This is a genomic window from Microbacterium sp. oral taxon 186 str. F0373 (genome assembly GCF_000411455.1).
GTDB lineage: Bacteria > Actinomycetota > Actinomycetes > Actinomycetales > Microbacteriaceae > Microbacterium.
In genome coordinates, this window is sequence record NZ_KE150458.1 from 176,436 (window position 1) to 197,384 (window position 20,949).

At 65.9% G+C, this 20,949-nt stretch carries 28 protein-coding genes; 23 read left to right on the plus strand and 5 right to left on the minus strand.

Features of this window, described 5'->3' with window-relative positions; translation table 11 throughout:
* The first annotated feature begins 2 nt into the window (after positions 1–2).
* The 22 genes from HMPREF1529_RS10780 (at position 3) to HMPREF1529_RS10885 (ending at position 13,253) form a co-directional block, all read left to right on the plus strand.
* Complete coding sequence (locus HMPREF1529_RS10780) at positions 3–455, plus strand: hypothetical protein (RefSeq protein ID WP_016464837.1); 453 nt, start codon at positions 3–5, stop codon at positions 453–455.
* Positions 456–658: 203 nt separating this feature from the next.
* Entirely contained in the window at positions 659–1,222 is a 564-nt protein-coding gene (locus HMPREF1529_RS10785; protein WP_016464839.1) for a hypothetical protein, read from the plus strand.
* Positions 1,219–1,509 (plus strand): hypothetical protein, encoded by a 291-nt coding sequence (locus tag HMPREF1529_RS10790; RefSeq protein ID WP_016464840.1) that lies wholly within the window; start codon positions 1,219–1,221, stop codon positions 1,507–1,509. Before HMPREF1529_RS10785 ends, HMPREF1529_RS10790 begins: the two co-directional genes overlap by 4 nt.
* 43 nt (positions 1,510–1,552) lie before the next feature.
* Positions 1,553–2,101, plus strand: a complete 549-nt coding sequence (locus tag HMPREF1529_RS10795) for a hypothetical protein (protein WP_016464841.1) — start codon at positions 1,553–1,555, stop codon at positions 2,099–2,101.
* Between the two features lie 2 nt (positions 2,102–2,103).
* Entirely contained in the window at positions 2,104–2,421 is a 318-nt protein-coding gene (locus HMPREF1529_RS10800; protein ID WP_016464842.1) for a hypothetical protein, read from the plus strand.
* 211 nt (positions 2,422–2,632) lie between these two features.
* Positions 2,633–2,890, plus strand: a complete 258-nt coding sequence (locus HMPREF1529_RS10805; protein WP_016464844.1) for a hypothetical protein — start codon at positions 2,633–2,635, stop codon at positions 2,888–2,890.
* Positions 2,887–3,342: a hypothetical protein gene (locus HMPREF1529_RS10810; RefSeq protein ID WP_016464845.1), complete on the plus strand. Its 456-nt coding sequence runs from the start codon at positions 2,887–2,889 to the stop codon at positions 3,340–3,342. Before HMPREF1529_RS10805 ends, HMPREF1529_RS10810 begins: the two co-directional genes overlap by 4 nt.
* A gap of 601 nt (positions 3,343–3,943) precedes the next feature.
* The gene (locus tag HMPREF1529_RS15380) at positions 3,944–4,972 is read left to right on the plus strand and encodes a hypothetical protein (RefSeq protein WP_016464846.1); all 1,029 of its coding nucleotides are present in this window, start codon (positions 3,944–3,946) and stop codon (positions 4,970–4,972) included.
* 293 nt (positions 4,973–5,265) lie between these two features.
* Positions 5,266–5,922 (plus strand): type IV toxin-antitoxin system AbiEi family antitoxin, encoded by a 657-nt coding sequence (locus HMPREF1529_RS16140; protein ID WP_016464847.1) that lies wholly within the window; start codon positions 5,266–5,268, stop codon positions 5,920–5,922.
* A complete protein-coding gene (locus HMPREF1529_RS10825; protein ID WP_016464848.1) occupies positions 5,912–6,751 on the plus strand; it encodes a nucleotidyl transferase AbiEii/AbiGii toxin family protein in 840 nt (279 codons plus the stop codon). The genes HMPREF1529_RS16140 and HMPREF1529_RS10825 overlap by 11 nt, the downstream gene beginning before the upstream one ends.
* A 32-nt stretch (positions 6,752–6,783) precedes the next feature.
* The gene (locus HMPREF1529_RS10830; protein WP_036283340.1) at positions 6,784–7,635 is read left to right on the plus strand and encodes a hypothetical protein; all 852 of its coding nucleotides are present in this window, start codon (positions 6,784–6,786) and stop codon (positions 7,633–7,635) included.
* 125 nt (positions 7,636–7,760) lie between these two features.
* Positions 7,761–7,952, plus strand: coding sequence for a hypothetical protein (locus HMPREF1529_RS10835; protein WP_016464850.1), 192 nt, complete (start codon positions 7,761–7,763; stop codon positions 7,950–7,952).
* 35 nt (positions 7,953–7,987) lie between these two features.
* Complete coding sequence (locus HMPREF1529_RS10840) at positions 7,988–8,311, plus strand: hypothetical protein (protein WP_036283343.1); 324 nt, start codon at positions 7,988–7,990, stop codon at positions 8,309–8,311.
* A 134-nt stretch (positions 8,312–8,445) separates the two neighbouring features.
* Positions 8,446–8,733: a hypothetical protein gene (locus HMPREF1529_RS10845; RefSeq protein ID WP_016464852.1), complete on the plus strand. Its 288-nt coding sequence runs from the start codon at positions 8,446–8,448 to the stop codon at positions 8,731–8,733.
* 146 nt (positions 8,734–8,879) lie between these two features.
* Positions 8,880–9,257: a hypothetical protein gene (locus HMPREF1529_RS10850; protein ID WP_016464853.1), complete on the plus strand. Its 378-nt coding sequence runs from the start codon at positions 8,880–8,882 to the stop codon at positions 9,255–9,257.
* On the plus strand, positions 9,257–9,520 hold the full coding sequence (locus HMPREF1529_RS10855; RefSeq protein ID WP_016464854.1) for a hypothetical protein: 264 nt from the start codon (positions 9,257–9,259) through the stop codon (positions 9,518–9,520). Before HMPREF1529_RS10850 ends, HMPREF1529_RS10855 begins: the two co-directional genes overlap by 1 nt.
* Positions 9,521–9,541: 21 nt before the next feature.
* Positions 9,542–10,264 carry a hypothetical protein gene (locus HMPREF1529_RS10860; RefSeq protein ID WP_157533916.1) on the plus strand — a complete coding sequence of 241 codons (723 nt, stop codon included), beginning with the start codon at positions 9,542–9,544 and terminating at the stop codon, positions 10,262–10,264.
* A gap of 205 nt (positions 10,265–10,469) precedes the next feature.
* Positions 10,470–10,949 carry a DUF2690 domain-containing protein gene (locus HMPREF1529_RS10865; RefSeq protein WP_016464856.1) on the plus strand — a complete coding sequence of 160 codons (480 nt, stop codon included), beginning with the start codon at positions 10,470–10,472 and terminating at the stop codon, positions 10,947–10,949.
* Between the two features lie 130 nt (positions 10,950–11,079).
* The gene (locus HMPREF1529_RS10870; protein WP_016464857.1) at positions 11,080–11,472 is read left to right on the plus strand and encodes a hypothetical protein; all 393 of its coding nucleotides are present in this window, start codon (positions 11,080–11,082) and stop codon (positions 11,470–11,472) included.
* Positions 11,469–11,885, plus strand: a complete 417-nt coding sequence (locus tag HMPREF1529_RS16145) for a DUF6283 family protein (RefSeq protein ID WP_016464858.1) — start codon at positions 11,469–11,471, stop codon at positions 11,883–11,885. Before HMPREF1529_RS10870 ends, HMPREF1529_RS16145 begins: the two co-directional genes overlap by 4 nt.
* A 149-nt stretch (positions 11,886–12,034) precedes the next feature.
* On the plus strand, positions 12,035–12,187 hold the full coding sequence (locus HMPREF1529_RS15930; protein WP_016464859.1) for a hypothetical protein: 153 nt from the start codon (positions 12,035–12,037) through the stop codon (positions 12,185–12,187).
* A gap of 295 nt (positions 12,188–12,482) precedes the next feature.
* Positions 12,483–13,253, plus strand: coding sequence for a hypothetical protein (locus tag HMPREF1529_RS10885; RefSeq protein ID WP_051120856.1), 771 nt, complete (start codon positions 12,483–12,485; stop codon positions 13,251–13,253).
* Here HMPREF1529_RS10885 and HMPREF1529_RS15390 read toward each other — a convergent pair whose 3' ends face one another.
* The 5 genes from HMPREF1529_RS15390 to HMPREF1529_RS10915 all read right to left on the minus strand — a co-directional run bounded on the left by HMPREF1529_RS15390 (position 13,254) and on the right by HMPREF1529_RS10915 (position 19,470).
* Entirely contained in the window at positions 13,254–14,426 is a 1,173-nt protein-coding gene (locus tag HMPREF1529_RS15390; RefSeq protein WP_016464861.1) for a DUF4031 domain-containing protein, read from the minus strand. It abuts the gene before it with no gap.
* Positions 14,423–15,301: a hypothetical protein gene (locus HMPREF1529_RS15395; protein ID WP_157831591.1), complete on the minus strand. Its 879-nt coding sequence runs from the start codon at positions 15,299–15,301 to the stop codon at positions 14,423–14,425. The genes HMPREF1529_RS15390 and HMPREF1529_RS15395 overlap by 4 nt, the downstream gene beginning before the upstream one ends.
* A gap of 368 nt (positions 15,302–15,669) precedes the next feature.
* On the minus strand, positions 15,670–17,424 hold the full coding sequence (locus HMPREF1529_RS10905; protein WP_016464863.1) for an ATP-binding protein: 1,755 nt from the start codon (positions 17,422–17,424) through the stop codon (positions 15,670–15,672).
* A 1-nt stretch (position 17,425) separates the two neighbouring features.
* The gene (locus tag HMPREF1529_RS10910; protein WP_016464864.1) at positions 17,426–17,851 is read right to left on the minus strand and encodes a hypothetical protein; all 426 of its coding nucleotides are present in this window, start codon (positions 17,849–17,851) and stop codon (positions 17,426–17,428) included.
* Positions 17,848–19,470 carry an AAA family ATPase gene (locus tag HMPREF1529_RS10915; protein WP_036283661.1) on the minus strand — a complete coding sequence of 541 codons (1,623 nt, stop codon included), beginning with the start codon at positions 19,468–19,470 and terminating at the stop codon, positions 17,848–17,850. The genes HMPREF1529_RS10910 and HMPREF1529_RS10915 overlap by 4 nt, the downstream gene beginning before the upstream one ends.
* Positions 19,471–19,681: 211 nt before the next feature.
* Between HMPREF1529_RS10915 and HMPREF1529_RS10920 the strand changes: the two genes are divergently transcribed.
* Positions 19,682–20,929 carry an IS256 family transposase gene (locus HMPREF1529_RS10920; RefSeq protein WP_016464866.1) on the plus strand — a complete coding sequence of 416 codons (1,248 nt, stop codon included), beginning with the start codon at positions 19,682–19,684 and terminating at the stop codon, positions 20,927–20,929.
* Positions 20,930–20,949: the final 20 nt, after the last annotated feature.

Consider the following 20,949-nt stretch of genomic DNA (forward strand, 5'->3'; position numbering starts at 1 on the left):
GCATGACCAACGAGATTGCGATCATGCCTCTGGTCGCCCAGCACGGTCGGCAGACCAGCGAAGTCGACTGCGCCATTCAGATCGACGGTCGGTCCTACTCGCCGCATGCAGCGCTCGCGTTTTCTGACGCCATCCGAGGAGCCGTCCGGGACGAGGACGAGCGGCGCGTGAGCCTGGAAGTTCGCCTGCGACGCGGCCAGGCAACGGATGTCGCACTCGTCGACACGGCCGGTGCCGTGGACGAGTACCTCGCCGGTGCGCTCGCGAGAAAGACCGCAGGCTGGCGCACTGCCGCCCGCGGGGACTGGCTCCTCACCGGCTTCATGCCGCCCGTCGTCGTCACTGGCGTCGACAACGACGGCGTCACCTACCGGACCGCCGACGGCGCCGCGGTAGGCCTCATCCCGTGGACGCTGTTCGACCGGTGTCGCGTCACAAGGCCTACCGATGCCTAGCCGGAAAATCGTCCGTGCTCGGAAGGGCGGACGGTGCAGCAGTGACTTCGCCCACGCCTCCACCATCCGTCCCGGCGATCGCGTGATGGTGATCACGTACTTCCCGTCCGACGAGATGGTCCGTGGGTTCGGTATGCCGCCGTTCACCCGTGCTCGACGGTGCACCTGGTGCGTCGAGCGGGACGAATCGAAGGGAGTGGTCGATGTCTGACGAGACGACGCAGGACGAGGGCATCACGGAGATGATGTGGGATGCGCTGCGCGTCCTCGCAACGAACCGGACCGCCCTGGTCCGCCGGCACGCCAACCTCGAAGCGGGCGAGGTCCCGGTGCGCACCGCGTCTGCGTTGGAGAAGCGTGGCCTGATCGAGCGCGTGCCGACGGGGGACAAGACCACTGCCGTCCGGCTCACCGCGGAGGGCGCCGGCACGCTGGGGATCAGCATCGACGACGTCGAACGGCTGCCCACCCTGAACGCGCAGCAGATCGAGCACGTCAACCGCGCCCTGAGATACCTCGGCGAGGCGGTGCAGGCGCTCGACTGGGCAGACCTCCCGTCGCCTGGCGGCGGCTACGTGCGCGGCGTCTCCGAATGGCAGAGCGCGCTGAGGAGCGGCCAACGGCTCGTCAGCGAAGCGTCGGACAGCCTCATCGACGGGCTGGAGACCTTCAACCACTCGATGTTGTCGAGGCCGCCCGTGACTGCTTGCGACTTGCAACCGACCGGGACCGGCATGCCTGGTCAGCCAGTCATCGGCGAAGCATGAATACACGCCCGCCCAGCGATGCGCCGCTTTCCGAGGACGATCGGATCACTCGCATCGACAACGGCTTCCGGGTGCAGGTATCGGATGAGCACGTCGTGGAGGTGTGGCGGTACCTGTTCAACTGGCGCCTGGTTTCGACGCTTCCCACTCAGCGCGCAACCGCTGAGCGGGGGTACTGCTTCTTCGGCACCGGGCTCGAATCTCTGGCGCGTGCGATAGCTGCCGGTCTCGCTTGGAAAGATCCACTTCGCTCAGATCCGCCCGACTACGACAAGCGCGCTTTCTGACCGAACCGTGCATGTGGTGAGCGCCCCCGACAGAAAGGCCGCCATGACGATCCAGATCCACACCCTGTGGGGAATTCGCAAAGGCTACGAGAACGACGTACCCGAGCTGATGGCGGCGTGGGACGAGTACGCGGTCGACGCGAACCCCAACGGCTTCGTCCTCGCCTGCCAGACGGAACGTGACGCGTGGGGGAGCGACCTTGTCGCGGAGCGCTTCATCATGATCGACCTCCCCCGCGATCAGATCCTGGGTGCCTTCCGGCCGCTCACCATCCCGGCGCGCACTCCGGAGATCAGCGCAGACCTCCTCACTCGAATCGTGCAGCGACTCACGGTCGGACGCGTGGGAATCACGCCGAGCCAGGTCGAAGACCTGGATGTGCTGGGCGAGGCCTACAACACGCTGAAGGCCGGCGCTGCACCCGAGCTCACGGCGTCCGATGACGAGGCGCAGCCCCGACATGAAGAAGTGCCGGCGCCTACGGAGGCCCCGACCCTGGGCGAGATGGCTGAGCAGATGCGCCGCTGGCGCGCCGCCGGCGTCACGCAGGAGTCGCTCGGCTACGTGGCCGGCCAGGTCTGGTGGGAGTGACCATGCCCGAACTGCTTTCCCGGAAGACCGTCCGTGCACGCAAGGCCCACGTGTGCAGCTCCTGCAACGCATGGGCCGTGCACCCCGGTGACGAGTACGAGCGGTCGACGTACGTCTTCGACGGTCGCGTGTACGACTGGGTCCAGTGCACCGGGTGCGTCGCGATCACAAGCACCGTGTTCGACTGGCTCGACGGATACGGAGACGACGGCATCGGCGCCGACGACTACGCCGAATGGGCGCGCGAGCACGCGGATCACGCCGAGCACGGTGAAGCCGCACGCGCCTACATCGCCCGTCTCGCGCCCCGGGCGGCGTGATGGCGAACTCCACCACACCCGCCCACGCCACCTGCGACGAACGCTGGACGGAGACCGCTCAGGTCAACAGGCACCGAGTCGAGATCCCGCACGCGTGCGCGAAGCTCGCCGGCCATCACGCTTCCGCGCACGTCCGCACCCACCGCTGCGCCTGCGGTCAGGCCAAGCACGACGCCGCCACCTGGACACCCACGAAGGAACGAGTCACCGCATGATCTACGCCATCGCCGCACTCCTCAGCGTCGCGATCTCGCAGCTGCTCGGAAACGCTCTCGGCCTCGAGCACGGCTCCCCGGAGCGGATCGTCCTCATCGTCGTCACGGCCGCCGTGACGACCGGATCCGCACTGGCCATCGACCTGGCGCTGGACCGCCGCCGCCGACGGCAGCGCGATCTCGAGACAGCCGCAGCACGAGAAGCGCTGCGCGGACAAGCAGCCGACTACGACGGGAACACCATCGCATCATGACCATTATCGACAAGCTCGACCGCGCACACCGGATGTCCTGCAGTGACCCGGACGACCTGACTCGGACCACGCTCTACTCGGAAGCGCGAGACGCACTCCGGGCCGCACAGCCGCGTGTGCTGTCCGTGGCCGAGACCCTCGCAGGCGACCCCGCACTCGATCAGATCGCCGCACGCGACGCTGTCGCTGCGCTGCTCGACGAGCTTCCCGACGGTGCCCTCGTGCAGGTTGTCGAGGTGAACGAGATCAAGGCTGACTGGACGATCCGCCAGCGGAGCTACTACGAGCGCTTCGGCCGTGGCTGGAGCTTGCTCGACCCCTCCGACCGCAACGACGGCGAGGACACCTTCGACTCCCGACAGGTCGCCGCAGCGTCGATCCACTATGGCGCGGCCCGGCGGGAGAACGGCTTCATCCGCGTGCTGTTCGTCCCGGCCGAAGACGACCAGTGAGCAGATCCCGGCGGGAGAAGACCCCCGATCTCGTGTGCGGGTTCGAGTGGGGTGGCACACCGGAACTCGACGTCACCGACGACGGCTGGAAGTGCCCCCACTACTGCCGGCTGACGCTAGCTGAGCACGGTGACGAGCACGCATGCTGCGGTGATCGGGTCCCCGTCTGACGATACCCGGCTGTCCGCGTGGTGATCTTGGGGAAGATTTCGCCGATCTGATTTCCGGAATGTACCGGACACATCTGTGTCCAATAGGGATGATTTTCGCCTCCAGCCCGACATTCTGTTGGGCTGGAGCCCGACCAAGCCCGACACGTGTTGGGCTGGAGAGTTCCCTTGCGTCGACTGGGATCGGAGGGGATCGAGAGCCTCCAGCCCGACAAATATCTATATATCTACCTAACGTAGATAGAGAGATAGATAGAGGGAGGGGTCCTTCTCTGTGTCTCCGTATAGGTCGCTCGGCAAACGCGGGCTTGTCGGGCTTGTCGGGCTGGAGGCCCGCGATCCCAGTCGGGAGTAGCGAACTCTCCAGCCCGACATCGACATCAGCGGTTGGGCCGTGTCGGGCTTGGCCGGCGACCGTGCATGTGGCCCTCATGCGATGCATCTCCGTCGACACGACCGGCCTGGTCGTCGACACCTTCTTCAAGGCCCTCAGCATGGTCACTCCCGTCCTCAGCGTGATCCTCATCGGCGTCGGCCTCCTCTCGATGATCATCGGAGCGACCCGGTGGATGCGAGATGGCTCGTACGGGGGAGGCACCCCGCTCCTCATCTCCGGTGCGCTGCAAGTCGCTGCGGGAGCGTTCCTGCCAACGATCGTGAACAGCATCGCGAACGCCATCGCGGGCACCGACGACCCTCAGCCGGAACCTTCTGGGTCGTCGTCACCGAGCGCCCTGCCGACATCCACACCCTCGCCGACGAGCCCGCCTTCGCAGACGACCGGCGACCTGACGTGGCTCCTCACCGTCCTCGGCATCGTCGCGGCTCTGATCCTGGTGGTTGCGCTCATCGCTCTCAGCTCCCACGTCACCGGCCGCGCCCGTCGCAGCATCCGGGCATCCCGCACGCAAGCTGCCACGGAGCGCGCGACGCGCGACCGGCTCACCGCCGCATGGCAGGGGTTCCATGATCGCCACGACGAGCTGCTCCGGAAGATCCTCCACTCGGAGACCAACTGGGACTCGCTGTTCTTCCACCCAGCTCTCACTGACCCGAATGTCCCGGAGACCTACCGGATGCTTCTGGCGATGCGGGCTGCGGGCGTCCTGCGTGACACGGCTGGCGAACTGCCCATCGCGCTCTCAGAAGACACTGACCTCCTCGAGCTTCCCTACCCGAAGGCCGTCGTCGAGTTCAACCTCGCGTGGGATGCCGCAGAGCGGAATGCGCGCCGGCTCGGACAGAAGGGCATCCCTGTCGCGGAGCGGACGCTCATCAAGGAGATCCGCACCCTTCTCGACCTCGCGGAGAACAGCGCCGCATCTCAGACCGAGCGCAGCCTCTCCTACCGGCGCGCTCTCAAGCTGATCGAGTCGCTCGAATCGGTGCACGTCCCGCCGCGAGCCGTCGCTCAGCTGGAGGGGCGTCAGAAACTCGCCGTCGAAGGCCCGCGATCGTGATCGCTTTCGTGGATGAGGCGAAGGAGCCTCGCACGGTTCTGTGATGCCTCGTCGCCCTGCGCGCGCGGAAGCTACGCGAAGCCAACCGGATTACGGTGCCACCTTGGCGCCGCCCTCCCGTACATACCGTCGCGCCCCGGCGGCGCGTCACACGACGACCCGACCCTGAGTGCGGCCCTGGCGGAGTTCCTTGAGGAAACCCCCATGAGTGCAACGCCGTGCATGTGGAGCGCACGTTAGACTTATCGAAAATCTACTGTGGTGGTATATTCACGATAAGTGAAGGAGGGGCAATGGTCGACGACACTCGTGTACTGCGGCAGTTCGAGGCTGCGCCCCTGCGTGCGCTGCGCCTTCGGGACGTGAAAGATGATGACAAGGCGAATACTTGGCGAACCATCGAGCGGCTCGTCGATCGGGGAGCGTTGCGGAAGCTGACGCACGGCGTATACGTCGCGCCACCCGGAGGTCGGGATGCGCATCGTTGGCGTCCCACACTCGAAGCGGCCGCCCTCGCCGTCGCCACCGCCCGCCACGGTGTGGACGACGTTGCTCTCACCGGCATCAGCGCAGCACGTCATTGGGCTGCCGTCCCGCGCGCGATCGGGGAAGCAACGGTGGCCGTCCCGGCCGCCGGCTATGCGCCGATCACTCTGGAAACCGGCGGCCGCGTCCGCTTCGTCCCCCGCGACATGGAACGCCTGGACCTCATCCGCGAGGACACGGAACTCGGACGAGGACTTGTGACGACGCCGGAGCAAACACTGTTCGATCTCCTCATGCGAAAGCACGCCAACCTCGCTCGGGACGAGGTTGACGTAGCGACTCGCAACCTCGCTGCCCGTGCGAACCCCGCTGACTACCAGCACGTTCTCCGCGCTGCGAAGCGAGTCAATCAGCCGGCCAAGGCCATGCTCGAATGGTTGGGAAGGGACGCCCATGTGGGATGAGTCGAAGCACCCCAGAACCGGCGACGGACGATTCGACGTCGCGAAGAACCCGGCGCCGGAGAGTCCACTTGCAGGGGAGGGCCCGGTCAGCGTCGAGGATCAGATGCTCGACGTCGAGTTCCAGTTCGGTGTCGGCCCGGAGCAGGTGAAGCGCGATCATCTGATCTCTCACGCTCTGGCGGCGATCGCGAACTCGGGCACGGAGGACGTGGTCTTCTTCGGCGGCACGGCCTTGTCACGGACCCTCCTGACCGACCTTCGGCTCTCCGAAGACATCGATCTCATCGCCCTCGGCGACCGCGGGGAAATCTCCGACAGAATTGAGCAGTCGTTGGATCGTGCACTTCGTCGGCCCTTCGGGCGCGTGACGTTCACTCCACGCCTGCGAGACGCGCGGCATCCGGAGCCTTCGGTGATGACCGCCGGCGGCATCCGAGTGCAGATTCAGCTGCTGTCAGCGGAAGGCTATCCTCCGTGGCCAACCGAGGTCGTCGACATCGAGCAGCGCTACGCGGACGCCCCACCGGCACGGATGCGAGTTCTCACGCCTGAGGGGTTCGTCGCCTCGAAGCTGTCAGCGTGGGTCGACCGGGAGGCTCCGCGCGATCTCTACGATCTGTGGGCTCTCACCCAGAGGGGGAACATCACCCCAGAGGCAGCTGCACTCTTTGGGAAGTACGGTCCTTTCACCAGCACGCGCGGCATTTCATTCGTGCGCGTTCCGACGGATGCTGAATGGGATGCAGCTCTCGATCATCAATGCATCGTCGGAGTGAGGCCGCGCGAGGCCGCAGAGATGGTCCAGGCGGCGCTCAACGACCTCGGGTAGCTGATACCGCCGTGCATGTGTGAAGCATGCACATGACGCCTCCTGATGGATGGTTCGCGTTCGGCACCCACGCCGGCAGCCCCGTGGCGCTCGAGTTCTCGGACGCGGTCGGCGACGACGGCATGCCGCTCTGGGAGCGACCGGTGGCAGCGCCCAGCGATGCGAGCATCGAGCACCTTATCGATGGAGTGACGGGCGTCGTCGACCGCCACTCAGAAGACGGCTGTCATCTGATCACGAACACGGTCACGGGACCCCTCGCCGATCGGGTTCGCACCCGAGTTGGTGCCGCCCTTGACGAAGAGGTCACCCTCCGTGAAGAGCACCTGGAATGGGGCACCGACTGGACACGCGAGTTCGAGACCACCTTCACGGTGGCCGCGGGCGGCATCGAGGTCGACTTCTTCCCGGACTCGTCTCAGGCCGACGAGTGGATTCGGGGGACCCACCGGCCGGCCACTGTTCGCGACACGGTGTACGCCAGGTTCGATGCATGGCTCCGTGCCGGGGACGACCCGGCCGGGCTGGCCGAAACCTGGTTCGAACCGCATGAGGCGTGCGACTGGTGGGAGTCGTGGATCGTCAAAGACGACTCCGTTCTCTTCCGGGAGGTGCGGCGCCGGTCTCCGCGACGCTTTGAGAAGCTCGTGCTCTACCGCATCCCCGAGAAGGTCGCACGGGACCATCGCGCCCGGATCAAGCTCGGCGGCGACTTCATCGCTTGGAGACTCGATGCGATCGCGCCTGCAAACGATGACGGCTTCCGAGCGATCGTGACCCGCAACTACTTCGCGCAGGGTGATTTCGACGAGTGGGCTGGCAAGGTCAGCCCCGCCGCTCTCCTTGCGATCACCGATCACTTCATGGTGGGGGAACCCCGATGATGCGACTCTCCACTCCCGTGCCGGCAGGTCGAGTTCACTCGTATGACGGCTGTCACCGCTGCGGCCTTGAGCTTCGATGAGGGGCTCACAGCCGCAATGATGCTCGCGCCGTGCATGTGGGGGTCATGAGCGCAACGCTGACCACCCCGGACCCAGCCATCCACTTCAAGAAGATCGTCGAAGGGGAGATCGAGGTGTGCGCCGGGTGCATCAACTCTCTCGGCTACAACGTCGCGTGGGAGTTCGCCGAACCGGATCACATCGACCCGGTTGCCCTCGAGCGACACCTCCGAGACGCCGGGATCGCGCACCCGTGAGCACGGCAGCTCCCCGGAGGATCTTCTCGAGCCACGTGCCTAAGCGTCTCAACCGCGATCCGAAGCCGTACGTGTCACCGCGGGGCGTTCGATACGCGGAAGGCGATCTGTACTTCGGTGAAGGGGAGCTCGCCTACGACCCACGCCCAGAGTTCGAGCACGACCAGCACAACCCGGCGAACCCGATCCTCGCCGCCGTGCGCGCCGAAGTGATTCGTGCGTACGGCGGACACCTGGCCGCTTGGTTCAGATCGAGCATCTGGCCAGACATCCCTTACCACTACCTCGCCCATCATCAGGACCACGTCGATCATGCGCGCCCAGTGCTCGCCCGGCTCGCCGGAAGCGTCACTCCGTGAGGCAGTTCGCTTCGACCCGACCGCGCTACGACGACCCCCAGCCGTACGTGGACCGAAACGGCAGACGCAGCGCATGGCGGGATGTGCCCGCTAATGCTGCATGGCGGCACGCACCCCGGGCGGAGCTTAGCCATGTGCAGCACAACCGTCCGAACCCGATCCTCGATTCTGTCCGCAGGTACGGCCATGCGCCGGCCGATGTCCTGTGGGCGATCGATCACGGAGCACGCAAGCCCTACGACAGACGCTCCAAACGGCTACAAGCTGCCGCGCGGATCGGCAGCGCGGAACTCAAGCCCTGGGAAGGGCAATGGGTGATCCACCGGGCTCGCACCTCCGCAGGGCAGGAGCTTGAGGATTGCTTGGTTCACACGATCGCCGTGCTCACCCGACGCGAGCGAGTCTTCGCCGTCCTGCTCTGAGGAACCCAGAGTGACGAGCCGCTCGCTCCCGACCTCACCGATCCGTCTCGGCTTCGCGTCGCCGTCGTGAGCGCTAGGCGGCAAGCGTCCGGCGTTCTCCCGACTTGGTTGCCCGCCGTGCATGTGGTGTTCAGAAGGGATCGATAATGAGCGAGAAGAACAGCTATGTCGTCGTCAGCGTGAAGCTGCCGGTCGATATTTATCAGGTGCTGGACCGCAAGGCCAAGGCAAGTGACATCTCCGTCGGTGCGCTTCTGAGCGCGTTCATCGTCGCTTCGATCAAGGCCTCGCTCGGCGACGCGGCGAAGTTTGTCGTGCGCACCATCCACCCGAAGCGTGTGCGTCAGGAAGGCCGTCGCGCCTACGTGCGCGTGCGCGATGAGGATGTTCCCGAGATGCGCGCAATGGTCCAGGAGAAGGCATCTCCGGATCGGATCGCTGAGCGTTTCGGCATCTCCCGAGCCTCGGCGCTGAACTGGCGACGCAAGATCCTCGACGAGGATCAGCTCACAGACGCTGCGTGATGGCTGCCGTCGAGCACATCACCATCGACGGTATCGCCGTCTCCTGGTACTGCACGTCTTGCCTCCGGGAGCTCGGCGCCGAGGATGCGACTGGTGTCGATGATCCTCTCGGGCAGCCGTGCGATGCGTGCCCGCATTGCGGTTCCGACGCGATCGCCTGGGAGCCCTGGTCCGGACAGGTCAAGGACGGCCGCTATCTCCCTGACGGCTCGGACGGGCTGCCGGCGGTCGAATGGCGAAACGCAGAACCGTGGGGCGACTGAACTGCCGCACTCATGGTGAGCATGAGCATTTTCGATGAGGCCCTCCACCCCCGGCTAGCCACGGGCGAGTTCACGGCGAAGCGCAACAGCGCTCCGGACTGTCAGCTCATGGACGACATCATGGGCCCCGACGCTATCGTCGGGAACTACGTCAACGCCGATCGACTTGTCGGTGCTGCAGGTGTCGTAGAGGTCGACGCGGGCGCGTTCACTGGCGGCGAGGTGAAGGACGCGCGGGCTCTCCAAGAGGGTGAGAGGCTTCTGTGGCGCTCAGTCACCGACGACGGTGAGCGATACTTCGCCGAGACGGTCACGCACGTGCAGGCTGGAATCAACGACAAGTACCAGCGGGTCGTGATCGTGGAAACCGCCCGCCTGCCCGGAGGAAACAGACACCTTGAGTTCCGCAGCTCGCAGACCGTCGGTGTCCTCGCGGACAGGGAGGAGCCCGTCCCGTTTCCGCAGCTCCGCTTCGGGCACACGCCCGAGGAGCTCACCGTTGAGGTGGAGTCTTCCGACAGCCACGGCTCGACAATCGTGCTCCGCAAGAACGGCACCACCACTGCACTCGACCGGTTCCGAATTGCGAGCAGGCTTCGTCCGGGCGCGATCCCGCTGATCGAGAGCAGCCGCGACATCCAGGAGCTGGTCGCGAACCGCTTCATCCCGCTCGCAGGGTTGAGCCTTGACGAAACCCTCGCGCGGGAACCGGCCGGACACGGCGGCCGAGCCTGGAACGACTAGCCGCCCTCCCCCTCCACCGGTGCGCTCCCACCGACGGGCTGAGGCCCGCTTCTCGACCTGCGCTACAGGTTCATCCCTTTGGCGGATTCCACTCGGGTGTACGGCCACTAGCTTGAGCGATGCGGGGGAGTCCCCGCATCGCTTGCGAATGTGAGCCTCACGCAGATCCATCCTGGCGGCGTTCGCACCGGAGAAGGGACCGCTCGTGCGCATCAGCTTTGGAAAGAGGCTCACCCTCGGTGCACTCGCCGCCGCGCTATTCGTCGGAGCGAGCGCTCTGCCGGCGTCCGCGACGTCCGGGACGGGGTTCGACAACACCAACCCCGCTGCCGGGCCTGACTACTGTGCCACCGGCTCCGTACCGATCAAGACCGTGAATCTGTACGCCAACGGGGTCGGACCTCTCGTGGGGTACATGGAAGTGCGCTACTCCTCGAAATGCGGGACGAACTGGGTGCGCGTCTACAACATCAACACTCCGGATGCCAGGAGCCAGACCTACATCCAACGGCCCGCGCAGGGCTCACTCCCGGCTTCCGTACCAATCACCAGCGACAACGTCTTCCCGGGCGGCTGGGCCTACGGGTACCAGCTGTACGCCGCCGGCTCGACGTGCATCAACGTCCAGGGGCGACTGTCCGCCAGTGCCTTCACCGCCGACTCAGGAGTGATCTATCTCTGCTGAGACGTGTTCCCCGGCGTGCCCGCACGGATCTGTCTCGGCACCGCACATCTCACCAGCATCCATGCGAGCGGAGACGCGGACCTGACTCGACGGGAACGCGATACGCGGACGGACCGTGCATGTGTGAAGCATGACGAACACGCGCCGTGACGAACTGGTGTCTTTCCTTGAGGAAGCGCACCTGCGAGTCTCCGACGGCTCCCGCCCCATCTCATCCGAGGACGCCCGCGGAGTCGCCGACGAGTTGCTCTTCGGTGACGGCTCTCCGGAGTGGGTCGCTCACATCGAGCCGCACGCCGAACAGGCGGTGGTAGTCCTCGCGTACCATGCCACCGCTGAGTGGGTTGATGACGCGGTGGATGATGGGCCTTGGGGAACCGGAGCGTGGGTGTGTCAGTGTGGTGAGGTGATCACAAACGGTGACCTGTCTGTTCCCGAGGGGACGGTCGGCGAGGTGTCCCCGAAGAGCATCTGGCTCGCTCGTCACCAGGTCGGAGTACTCGGGATGCGAGGTGCGCTATGACCGGCGCTACGCCAAGAAGGGTGCCCTGCGCGAGCTGCCCTTACCGTCAGACCGTGCCTTCTGGGATCTGGCACCCCGACGAGTACGACAAGCTCCGGCGCTACGACGGTCCGACGCACGAGCAGTCCTCACTGAACGTCTTCCATTGTCACCAGGGCGCCGGGGACATCTGCTCCGGATGGCTCGGACATCGTGACCCCGCTGACCTTCTCGCTGTGCGCGTCGGTATCGCCAGCGGCGCGGTGGACCCGTCATGCGCCGAATACACGACGGACGTGCCACTGTTCTCGTCCGGGGCGGAGGCTGCCGATCACGGCATCCGCGACTTGCAGAACCCGGACGAGCGCGCCAGTCAGACGATCGCCAAGATCGTCCGCGCGCGACAGATCGCCGGCAACCCGGTGACGACGTGACCCGCAACAGCCCACGCGTCATAGACGTCCACGAGGCCCGTCAGCGACTTCTGACTGCTTTACTCGAAGAAGCTGATCTCCGGAGCTCGCGGAATGGCTTCGATGACGAGTCCGGAGAGCTCGAATGGGTGGTCTCGGAGCGACAGAGGATGCTCGCGGAGGTGAACGACATCCGTCGATCCACCGGCGCCGATCCCGTGACAGCGGAGCAGATCAAGAACGCTGAGCGGCCCGCCATAGGCCACTCCGACTACGCCACCAAGTTCGCCCTGTACTGCGCGGAGCTCGCGCTACGAGGTTGATCCTGGCGCCGTGCATGTGTGAGGCATGGCGGAGAACTGTTCAGTGGATGACTGCACGAAGCCCATCTCCCATCGGGACCTGTGCGGCGCCCACTACCAAGCTGCCTGGCGCGCCGGAACCCTTGCCCCAATCCCGAGGAACGTGCGCCGCAAGTGCCCTTCAAGTCACCGGCATGCCCAGAGCACCACGTGCTACCGGCAGCACCGGTGCCGGTGTGATGACTGCGCCGCGCGCCGCTCGGCGGAGAATAGCGCCGTCTCGAAGGCGAAGGCGTACGGTCGCTACGACTCCGGCATGGTCGACGCCGCGCCCATCAGCGAGCACCTTCGCATGCTTGCCGAGCACGGAGTCGGCCGGCGCCGAATCGAGGCGCTCTCTGGAGTGTCCGCGTCTACCGTCACGCAGCTGCGCACGGTGTCGCGAAAGACCGGTGAGCCGATCGCTCGCGTCAAGAAGAGCACCGCGGAGGCGATCCTCGCCGTCACGCTTCAGCGCGCCAACGAGCGCTCTTCTTGCGTGAACGCTCGAGGTACGGTCCGGCGCCTTCAGGCGCTGATCGCCCGCGGATGGTCTCAGCAGCGGCTGTCGCGTGAGCTTGGACTGTCCTCCGACAACATGGGCGGCTGGTTCCAGCAGGATGCGGTGACGCGTGCGAAGGCGAGCATGGTCGCGACCATCTACGAGCGCCTCTGGGATGCGCTGCCGCCCACTGACACCCCAGCGCAGCGTGCCGCCGCAGCACGTTCGATGAATCGGGCGCGCCGCGAAGGCTGGGTTCCTCCGATGGCATGGGATGACATCGACACAGACCCTGAGCCTCCCGCAGCTACAGATTCGACTGAGATCGACCATGTTGCAGTGACTCTCGCTGTGCGTGGGGAGCAAGTGCTTCTGACGCCATCTGAGCGGCGTGCGTGCGTGCGCGAACTGCACGCATTGCGTTGGTCTGATGTTCGGGTCGCTGAGTGGCTGCGCTGCAGTGAGAGGACTGTGTTGCGGATCCGTGAAGAGCTCAACCTCCCGGCATTCGCGCAGGGCGAGCTGGTTATGCGCAGCGCAGCCTGACTACACCGCGGCGAGTCGCAGCAGAAGCCGCGCCGTCGTAGCTGCGTCCTCGCCCGCGTCATGATGGGTGAACGCACCAAGATCCAGATACTCGGCGAGGTAGTCGAGGCGATGCTTCGGGAGGTCGGGAAGCTGCTGCCGGGCGTACTTCAGGGTGCAGAAGTAATCGTCGTTGCCCCATGGGGACGTTACCCCGGTGATCTCGCTGATCTTGTTGATCACCGACTTCTCGAACGCGGCATTGTGGGCGACGAGTGGCAGGACGGTCCCGTCCGACATCGACGCAAGTCGCACCAGTCGGAGCATCACGTCCGGCCATTCCGGTGCGCCGACGATGTACGCCGTCGGCAGCCCGTGGATTCTGAACTGGCCCGGATGCCACGATCGGTGACCATCCGGCGGACGCACGGGGCTGGTGTGCGGCCTGCCAACCACGCCGTCGAGGACACGAGTCACGCCAATCTGAATGACGGACGCTCTGGACGGGTTCGCGGTTTCGAAGTCGATCGCGACGAAAGATCGCGGGGGGACCATCGATACGCCGCGCTGGTTCCTCCTCGCTGGACGCTGGGTCGTAGTCAGCGGCGTCTCGAGCGCGAGCTGGAGCTGCGTCTCGTTCATCTCCGCGTACCGGGCGAGTACATTCCCATGGCAGGGGAGCGGGGCGCAGAAGCATCCGAGCCTGCGGCCACGGAGCTCACCCAGTCGCGCGAGTAGGTCTGGCCTCTGGCGGAGGTGGGCTTCGAACTGTTCGATGACTGATTGCCGACTGCCATGCTCGCCGATGCGGAACGGGTTCCCCCAGTCCGATCCGCGCCCGATGTACACGTCGTACTCGTCGCTGTTGCGGTTCACGACGGTGGTCCCGTCCGCTGTGGAGAGAGCCGCACGACGCAGGCTGAGACGTTCGACAGTCATCTCACGCCAGTCGCGCTCCACTGCGCCGGCTGCTACGGCTGCTACGGCTGCGCGGCGCTTCGGCTCCGTGACGTCGTAGTGCTCCCGCGATGTCCCAGGGTGCTGGATCCAGTCGCGGCGCAGGCCGATCCGGTCCGCCATCGCGTCGAGTTCGGCACGTGAATCCGCGGTCATGTGGCACCACCGACCGGAGACCACGCGCGCGCCATTCGGCACGTCGGCGGCGATGAAAGCGTTGTCCACGAAGACTGTCACCGCATCATCTCCAGTGCGGGAGCGACCCGAGCCTCGAGCTGGGCGAGCGCGGTCTTCGGCACGTGAATGGTCGTGAGCTCTCCGATGAGCAGCTGGGCCTTCCGGTAGGCGAGCGCCCGCTCTGTGGCGGACGCGGCCGCGTTCTCGGCGATGTTCAGAAGCGTGCGGATCTCGGAGATCATCTTCCGCTCGCGCGGCGGGGTTGCCGCCTGCCCGATGCGACGGGCGTTTCTCTCCGCCACGTCCCACGCGAGGTCGAAAGCTTCGACCGCCTGCGGGTAGGGAAGGGTGGTGACGTCGGCTTCGATGGGCAGATCCGCGGGGAGGATGCCGGCGGTGTCGCGCAGGTTGCTTGCGATGCGCATCGCTTGCAGCATGCGAAGCGTCTCCGGCACGGAAGGGTCGTTGATCGCGGGGGTGAAGAACAGAGTGTCCCAGTCGGTTTCGGCGTGGACGATCTTGCGGAGCAGCTCATTGTGACGGTCCACGAACAGCTGCCATGCGTCGAGTTGGCGACTTCGGGCTTCGGCTGCATACGCCGAACGGCGCCGCGCGGCGGCGATGGCGGGGACAACCTTCGACCCGATCAGAATGAGGACAGCGATACCGGCAACGACGGTGAGCGTCAGCCACACCACAGTGAGATCGAGGGGTGCGGCCGCTACGCCAGGTCCAGCGGGCGTGGCCGTCGCGGTCGCGGTCGGGTCAGGTGCATCCGTCTTGGCACTCTTGATCCACGCAGGAATCTGGAGAATGAGGATGCCGGCGAGAACGATGCCCACCGCCATACCGCTGAGGAGAAGGAGTGGTTCGACTTCGCCGCGCTCGTCGTGGCCCAGTCTGGTGAGATTTGCTCGGAGCTTCATGGTGCTCACATGCACGGCGTAGAACAGCGCGTCACGCGCGCGGAACCCTCACCGCATGGTCGAGACACTGAGCCGGTGCGGACCAAGATCCCCAGAGGGACCCGTCGACCACGTGCCTGTACAGCACGAGACCCGCTTCGACACCGGTGACTTGACAGAGCTGAGCCGGGGCGGCATCGGGGGTCTCTCCAGGACCCGGACTCCACGAGACATCACGCTGGAAGGGATGCTCGAATCGGTCGCCGATAGCGAGAGCACGGACCGCAGCTTGGGTGGTCGTTTCCATGAGTCTCACATGCACGGCAGCCGCCGCTGGAGACAGGGTGTGGATCGAGAATCAGGGTGCGATGCTTGGGCCACTCATGCAACGCCAGGGTCTAGCCCGCGAGGTAAGCCTCGCCGAGCGTGTCGTTCGCGAAGAGGGCGTTGCGGTCGCCATGGATGAGCTCCGCGACGTTCAGCTTCGACCGGTTGTTCGCGAACGATCCGGACCCGGAGGCATAGCCGGTCGCCTCTCCGAGCCGTTCCGCGGTGAGCCCGTCCGGGTACGCCTCGAGGAGAGCGCCGAGCATCGCCGCCTGCGCTTTCGGGAGGCGCGCCATCCACCAGTCGACGAGAGCCCGCCCAGTCGGAAGCGGGTCGTACCCGCCGTTGGCGTCCAGAGCCTTCAAACCGGCATCGGTGATCGAGATGGCCTGCCCGGTGCCTTCGATGTAGCCGCGGGTGCGCAGGCTCGACATGTTGTTCGCGAAGCTGCCGGACTTGTGCGCGTACCCGGAGTGCAGCCCGATCTGCCGGAGCGACAGGGTGCCGTGTGTGGCAAGTGCCGTCGCGATCGCCTTCTGAGCCTTCGACAGCTTGTCGTCGCCGTCGGCCGACGACGCGATGGTGAGCGCAGCACGGTGCGGGGGCACTGCAGGAGACGTCGGAGGCATGGCAACCGCATGCCGGGCCCTCGGGGCGGGGGAGTGAGCTTCGCGAACTTCCGCGACGGCGGCGCGGATCTCGGTGATGCTCAGCAACAGCTGCTCGATCTGAGTATTGAGTGCGCCCGCCACCTGCTCTAGCTGGTCTGCCCGCTCATCGAGCGCTTCGAGCGTCTCTTCACCGAGTGTCGGAACCTCGACGCGGATTTCCTTCACCTCGGATGCCGCGACGGGCGCCGGCTTCTTCGCGAGCTGTGGTTCGAGGTCGGCGATGCGACGGCGGAGCGCTTTCGGGTCGTCGTACTTCGCGCGCTCGACTGTCGCGGCGATTTCCGCGCCGAGCGCGTCGAGGTCGATCTCGGCGCGCGCGGTCGGGGTAGCAAGGCGCTGCCCGACCTTCGGCGTCGCGGATGAGTCGAAGGTCGTGACTCGGCGGAATGCGACCTTCTCGAGGACGCCGAGCCAGCCGGGAGACCACACCCACCCGGTGCCGGTGGGCAGCGAAGCGAGCGAGCTTTTGACGGCCTTCGCCTGATCCTCGGTGGCATGCAGGCTCACCCACTCGTTGATCGCAGCGACATCGCGGGGCCCGGTCAGACCCATCGTGATTAGTGTCTCGACCTGCGTGAGCACGTCCTTGTGGATGACGGCGGGACGCTGGGACACAAGCGTGCAGCCCAGTCCGCGGATGCGGCCGCGGCGGACGAAGTCTTCCATCGCTCCGAGCAGCTGGCGCCCCTCCGGGAACGGGGTCTGTGGCGCGAACTCGTCGGCCTCGTCGAAGACAACATGCATCGGCTCGCGGTTCGAGTGGTACAGCTCCTCGATGAACGCGGTGGCGAAGCGCCGCTGCCCGGCCTTTCGGAACCCGGACAGGTCGATCACCGCCGGCACTCGAGTGCGGATGAGGACCTGGGCGATGAGCGCACCGGCGGAATCTTCCAGGGGAACGTCGGCGTGCATCCCACCGAAGACGACGACGGGCAGCCCGGGCTCCTTCCCGTCCAGGCTGGTTCGCACACCCCACCATGCGCCGACGGTGTCCATGACCACTGCTTGCTGGCCGGCGCTGACGATCTCTTCGAAGATGACCTTCGCGGTGGACGTCTTGCCCCGTCCGCGAGTGCCGACGATAGCGGCTGTCTGCGTGACGAAGTCGATGGGGACGGTGAACCCGCCTCCCAAGGTCAATCGTGGTGCGGCCACGTCACTCCTCCTCCTCGTTCATCACAGCTCGTCGCTCGAGCGGGTTCGCCGTCGCCTGGGTGGCTACCTGCTCGTACTGGAGCGTCACAGTACCGGCGACGTCGGCCAATTCACTCGTAGTCGCGCGATGACCGGCGGAATGCGGGGTGGGGGCAGAGTTCAAGCTGCACTGAGAGACCCACGGGGAGGCTTGGATTGTCTCGGGGAGCTGAGGTGGCGCAAGGACACAAGAGGCATCGGAGGGTGCCGCCCAGCTGGCAGGACTGACGCCTGCGATCATGTACGCGCCGAGTGCGACGAGGATGAATCCGCCGGCGCGCCGGCCCACCGCGATCCCCGCGACTCCGGCAAGCAGGAGCAGGGCAGCGATGATCGCGACGGACGCCAGGCCACCGTGATTGGCGAGGAAACCGGAGATCAAGGTCACGGCTGTGCTCCCACCGACCGGTAGTGGAGCCCCCGGAACATGGCGCACTGGGCGAACAGTTCGATGCTGAGCGGTACGCCACGGCTGGCCGCAACTCGCATAGCGAGACGCAGGAGCATTTTCATGTCGCGAGGCGAGATGTCCTCGAACCCGTCAGTCAGCTCATCGACGAGCGACTTGGGAAGGGGCGTGTCGTGGATCTTCGCGAGCGTCAACCAGACCTGGCGGGCACCTTGTCGGTCCGGCATCCGGTAGTCGATGATCGCGGCGCAGCGGGACAGGATCGCATCGTCGATGTCATCGGCCCGGTTGGTGGTCATGAAGAGTAGGCCGTCGAAGTATTCGAGAGTGCGGAGGAACTCCGCGACGATCGCGTTCTGTTCCAGGTCGTCCCCACGAGTGAGGACGAAGACATCGGCCTCGTCCAGGAGGAGGACCGCATTCCAGCGCTTGGACCGCTTGAAGACCTTCTCCAGGTTGGCGCGCACGTCGGGCGCGGTGATGCCGAGCGAGCCGGAGTGGATGGAGTACAGCGGGCGCTTGATCACCTCCGAGTAGACCTCAGCAGTCAGCGTCTTTCCGAGACCGGGCTTCCCCTTGGCGAGGATCGTGTTGCCGCTTGACTTCCCCTCGATGATGTCGCCCGTGAAGGAGTCGATGTCTGTGGTCAGGATATCGAGGAGCTCCCGCTGATCGGCGGGGAGGATGATTCGCTCGCGGAGGTCCGGATCGTACTCGTACGCGGTGAGGTCTCGGGCATTCACGGTCATGTAGTCGTGGGATCCGAGGTCGAACACGCGAAGCCGCGTCAGCACAGGCACGGGGGCGACGCCGTCATCGGGGAGGAGGACGGTAGGGGATGTGCCGCGCGGCGCGGGCACCTCGCTCGGGTGGGTGTCGTTGATGACTTTCCGATTCTGGCGCGCTTCCGGTACCCGCCACGATTCCTCGTCGCGGAGGGGCGACCCAGTGAAACGGAACTGCTCCGCGAACTGCTTGGTGAGGACCGGCTGGAACGCGTCGACGGCGGCCAGATGATCAGCTTTCAACTCCTCGGTCTCCTTGTAGAGACCTTTGGACAGGAGCGCCTCCGCCGGGGTCTTCTTCGCCACGTCAGAGGGGGAAAAGTACACGTGGGCATCCGCACGTGCATCGTTCCCACGCTGGCTGGTCGCTGCAGGGTTGTCCGCGCGCAGTCGAATCCTCAGCTGCTGCTGGCTGTTCGAGTTTGAAGGCTCCTCCACCTCGACATCGACGACCAAGTACGGGTGCAGGTGCCCGTCCTGCTCGCGTCGATAGACCCAACCGTCGATGAAGCCACAGCGCAGGTACTCCACCAGGACGGAGGGAGCCGCTCTGAACGCTGGAATCTTCCCGAAGTTCCCGAGGCGCGAGGCTGCAACGGACTCAACTACGTGGCGCGTCGCCCCGTCGCCGGTGGCCGCTGCGGCTTCAGCGAGGTCGGCGAGGATCGTGTCGCCAGCTTGGCCCGAGAGTTCATCCGTGGACAGATCGACCTTGTCGGCGCGCCAGGAGGTTGCACGCTCACGGTGTGTCGCGAGCAGGTCGCTCTTGGTGGCTGCGATGACGCGGGCGGGAACAGTCAGTGCGGCTTTCATGACCACCACATGCACGGTGTGATGCGGGCCCGCTGCGCTGTGCATGTGGTGGTCATGTCCGATCACATTGACCCTGCAGAACGCGCCTGGCGAGTAGTGCCCCTTAAGGTGGTGTAGCCCGCGGTGGCCGGCTCGTCGTTCCCGACGTAAGCGCGGTCACCGTGTGATCCTTCGAGAAGTCTCTTACCTCCACTCGAAAGGCATCATCACGATGACCGCACTTCATATTGTCGACCCTGCGAGCGTGCTCGCTGAAGCCCTGACCGACGCGTCGCCGGATCTGATGCGCAGCCTGCTGCAGTCCACGATCAACGCGCTGCTGTCCGCCGACGCGGATGCCGTCGTCGGCGCGGAGTGGGGTAAGCCCTCCCCGGACCGCGTCGCCCAGCGCAACGGCTACCGGCACCGCGACCTGGACACCCGGGTCGGCACCATCGACGTTCAGATCCCGAAACTGCGGCAAGGGACGTACTTCCCGGAATGGCTGCTGGAACGCCGCAAACGGGCCGAGACCGCGCTGATCACGGTCGTCGCGGACTGCTACCTCGCGGGCGTCTCGACGCGTCGGATGGACAAGCTGGTGAAGACCCTCGGGATCCACTCGCTGTCGAAGTCGCAGGTCTCCCGGATGGCGGCCGACCTCGACGAGCACGTCGACCAGTTCCGGCACCGGCCCCTCGGCGACGCCGGCCCGTTCACGTTCGTCGCCGCCGATGCGCTGACGATGAAGGTCCGTGAGGGTGGCCGCGTGATCAATGCGGTCGTGCTGGTCGCGACCGGCGTGAACGCCGACGGGCGCCGCGAAGTCCTCGGGCTGCGGGTCGCAACGTCGGAGACCGGAGCGGCATGGAACAGCTTCTTCGCCGACCTCGTCGCTCGTGGACTCGGCGGGGTCCGCCTCGTCACCTCCGACGCTCACGCAGGTCTCGTCGAAGCGATCGCCGCGAACCTGCCCGGCGCGGTCTGGCAGCGATGCAGAACCCATTACGCGGCGAACCTGATGTCGGTGACGCCGAAGAGCATGTGGCCGGCGGTGAAGGCGATGCTGCACTCCGTTTACGACCAGCCCGACGCTGACGCAGTGAACGCGCAGTTCGACCGGCTCCTGGACTACGTCGACGGCAAGCTCCCTGACGCGCACGACCACCTCGATACCGCCCGGGCGGACATCCTCGCGTTCACCGGGTTCCCCGAAGGGCTCTGGCAGCAGATCTGGTCCAACAACCCGAACGAGCGATTGAACCGCGAGATCCGCCGCCGCACCGACTCCGTCGGGATCTTCCCCAACCGTGACGCGATCATCCGCCTCGTCGGCGCGGTCCTCGCCGAACAGACCGACGAATGGGCCGAAGGACGCCGCTACCTCGGCCTCGACATCCTCGCCAAGTCCCGCCTCACCCTCGTCCCCGACACCGGAACGGAGGCGACCACCGACACCGTCCTCGAACTCAGCGCCTAACCGAAATCAACAGCAGAAGG

Excerpts from the sequence above, each read along its gene's own strand:
- HMPREF1529_RS10785 (WP_016464839.1), top strand. The coding sequence starts at position 659 with ATGTCTGACGAGACGACGCAGGACGAGGGCATCACGGAGATGATGTGG.
- HMPREF1529_RS15930 (WP_016464859.1), top strand. The coding sequence starts at position 12,035 with ATGCTCGCGGAGGTGAACGACATCCGTCGATCCACCGGCGCCGATCCC.
- HMPREF1529_RS16145 (WP_016464858.1), top strand. The coding sequence starts at position 11,469 with ATGACCGGCGCTACGCCAAGAAGGGTGCCCTGCGCGAGCTGCCCTTAC.
- HMPREF1529_RS10870 (WP_016464857.1), top strand. The coding sequence starts at position 11,080 with ATGACGAACACGCGCCGTGACGAACTGGTGTCTTTCCTTGAGGAAGCG.
- HMPREF1529_RS10800 (WP_016464842.1), top strand. The coding sequence starts at position 2,104 with ATGCCCGAACTGCTTTCCCGGAAGACCGTCCGTGCACGCAAGGCCCAC.
- HMPREF1529_RS10780 (WP_016464837.1), top strand. The coding sequence starts at position 3 with ATGACCAACGAGATTGCGATCATGCCTCTGGTCGCCCAGCACGGTCGG.
- HMPREF1529_RS10810 (WP_016464845.1), top strand. The coding sequence starts at position 2,887 with ATGACCATTATCGACAAGCTCGACCGCGCACACCGGATGTCCTGCAGT.
- HMPREF1529_RS10825 (WP_016464848.1), top strand. The coding sequence starts at position 5,912 with ATGTGGGATGAGTCGAAGCACCCCAGAACCGGCGACGGACGATTCGAC.
- HMPREF1529_RS10795 (WP_016464841.1), top strand. The coding sequence starts at position 1,553 with ATGACGATCCAGATCCACACCCTGTGGGGAATTCGCAAAGGCTACGAG.
- HMPREF1529_RS10805 (WP_016464844.1), top strand. The coding sequence starts at position 2,633 with ATGATCTACGCCATCGCCGCACTCCTCAGCGTCGCGATCTCGCAGCTG.
- HMPREF1529_RS10835 (WP_016464850.1), top strand. The coding sequence starts at position 7,761 with ATGAGCGCAACGCTGACCACCCCGGACCCAGCCATCCACTTCAAGAAG.
- HMPREF1529_RS10915 (WP_036283661.1), bottom strand. The coding sequence starts at position 19,470 with ATGAAAGCCGCACTGACTGTTCCCGCCCGCGTCATCGCAGCCACCAAG.
- HMPREF1529_RS15380 (WP_016464846.1), top strand. The coding sequence starts at position 3,944 with ATGCGATGCATCTCCGTCGACACGACCGGCCTGGTCGTCGACACCTTC.
- HMPREF1529_RS10860 (WP_157533916.1), top strand. The coding sequence starts at position 9,542 with ATGAGCATTTTCGATGAGGCCCTCCACCCCCGGCTAGCCACGGGCGAG.
- HMPREF1529_RS10790 (WP_016464840.1), top strand. The coding sequence starts at position 1,219 with ATGAATACACGCCCGCCCAGCGATGCGCCGCTTTCCGAGGACGATCGG.
- HMPREF1529_RS10920 (WP_016464866.1), top strand. The coding sequence starts at position 19,682 with ATGACCGCACTTCATATTGTCGACCCTGCGAGCGTGCTCGCTGAAGCC.
- HMPREF1529_RS10850 (WP_016464853.1), top strand. The coding sequence starts at position 8,880 with ATGAGCGAGAAGAACAGCTATGTCGTCGTCAGCGTGAAGCTGCCGGTC.
- HMPREF1529_RS10855 (WP_016464854.1), top strand. The coding sequence starts at position 9,257 with ATGGCTGCCGTCGAGCACATCACCATCGACGGTATCGCCGTCTCCTGG.
- HMPREF1529_RS10830 (WP_036283340.1), top strand. The coding sequence starts at position 6,784 with ATGACGCCTCCTGATGGATGGTTCGCGTTCGGCACCCACGCCGGCAGC.
- HMPREF1529_RS16140 (WP_016464847.1), top strand. The coding sequence starts at position 5,266 with ATGGTCGACGACACTCGTGTACTGCGGCAGTTCGAGGCTGCGCCCCTG.
- HMPREF1529_RS10885 (WP_051120856.1), top strand. The coding sequence starts at position 12,483 with ATGGTCGACGCCGCGCCCATCAGCGAGCACCTTCGCATGCTTGCCGAG.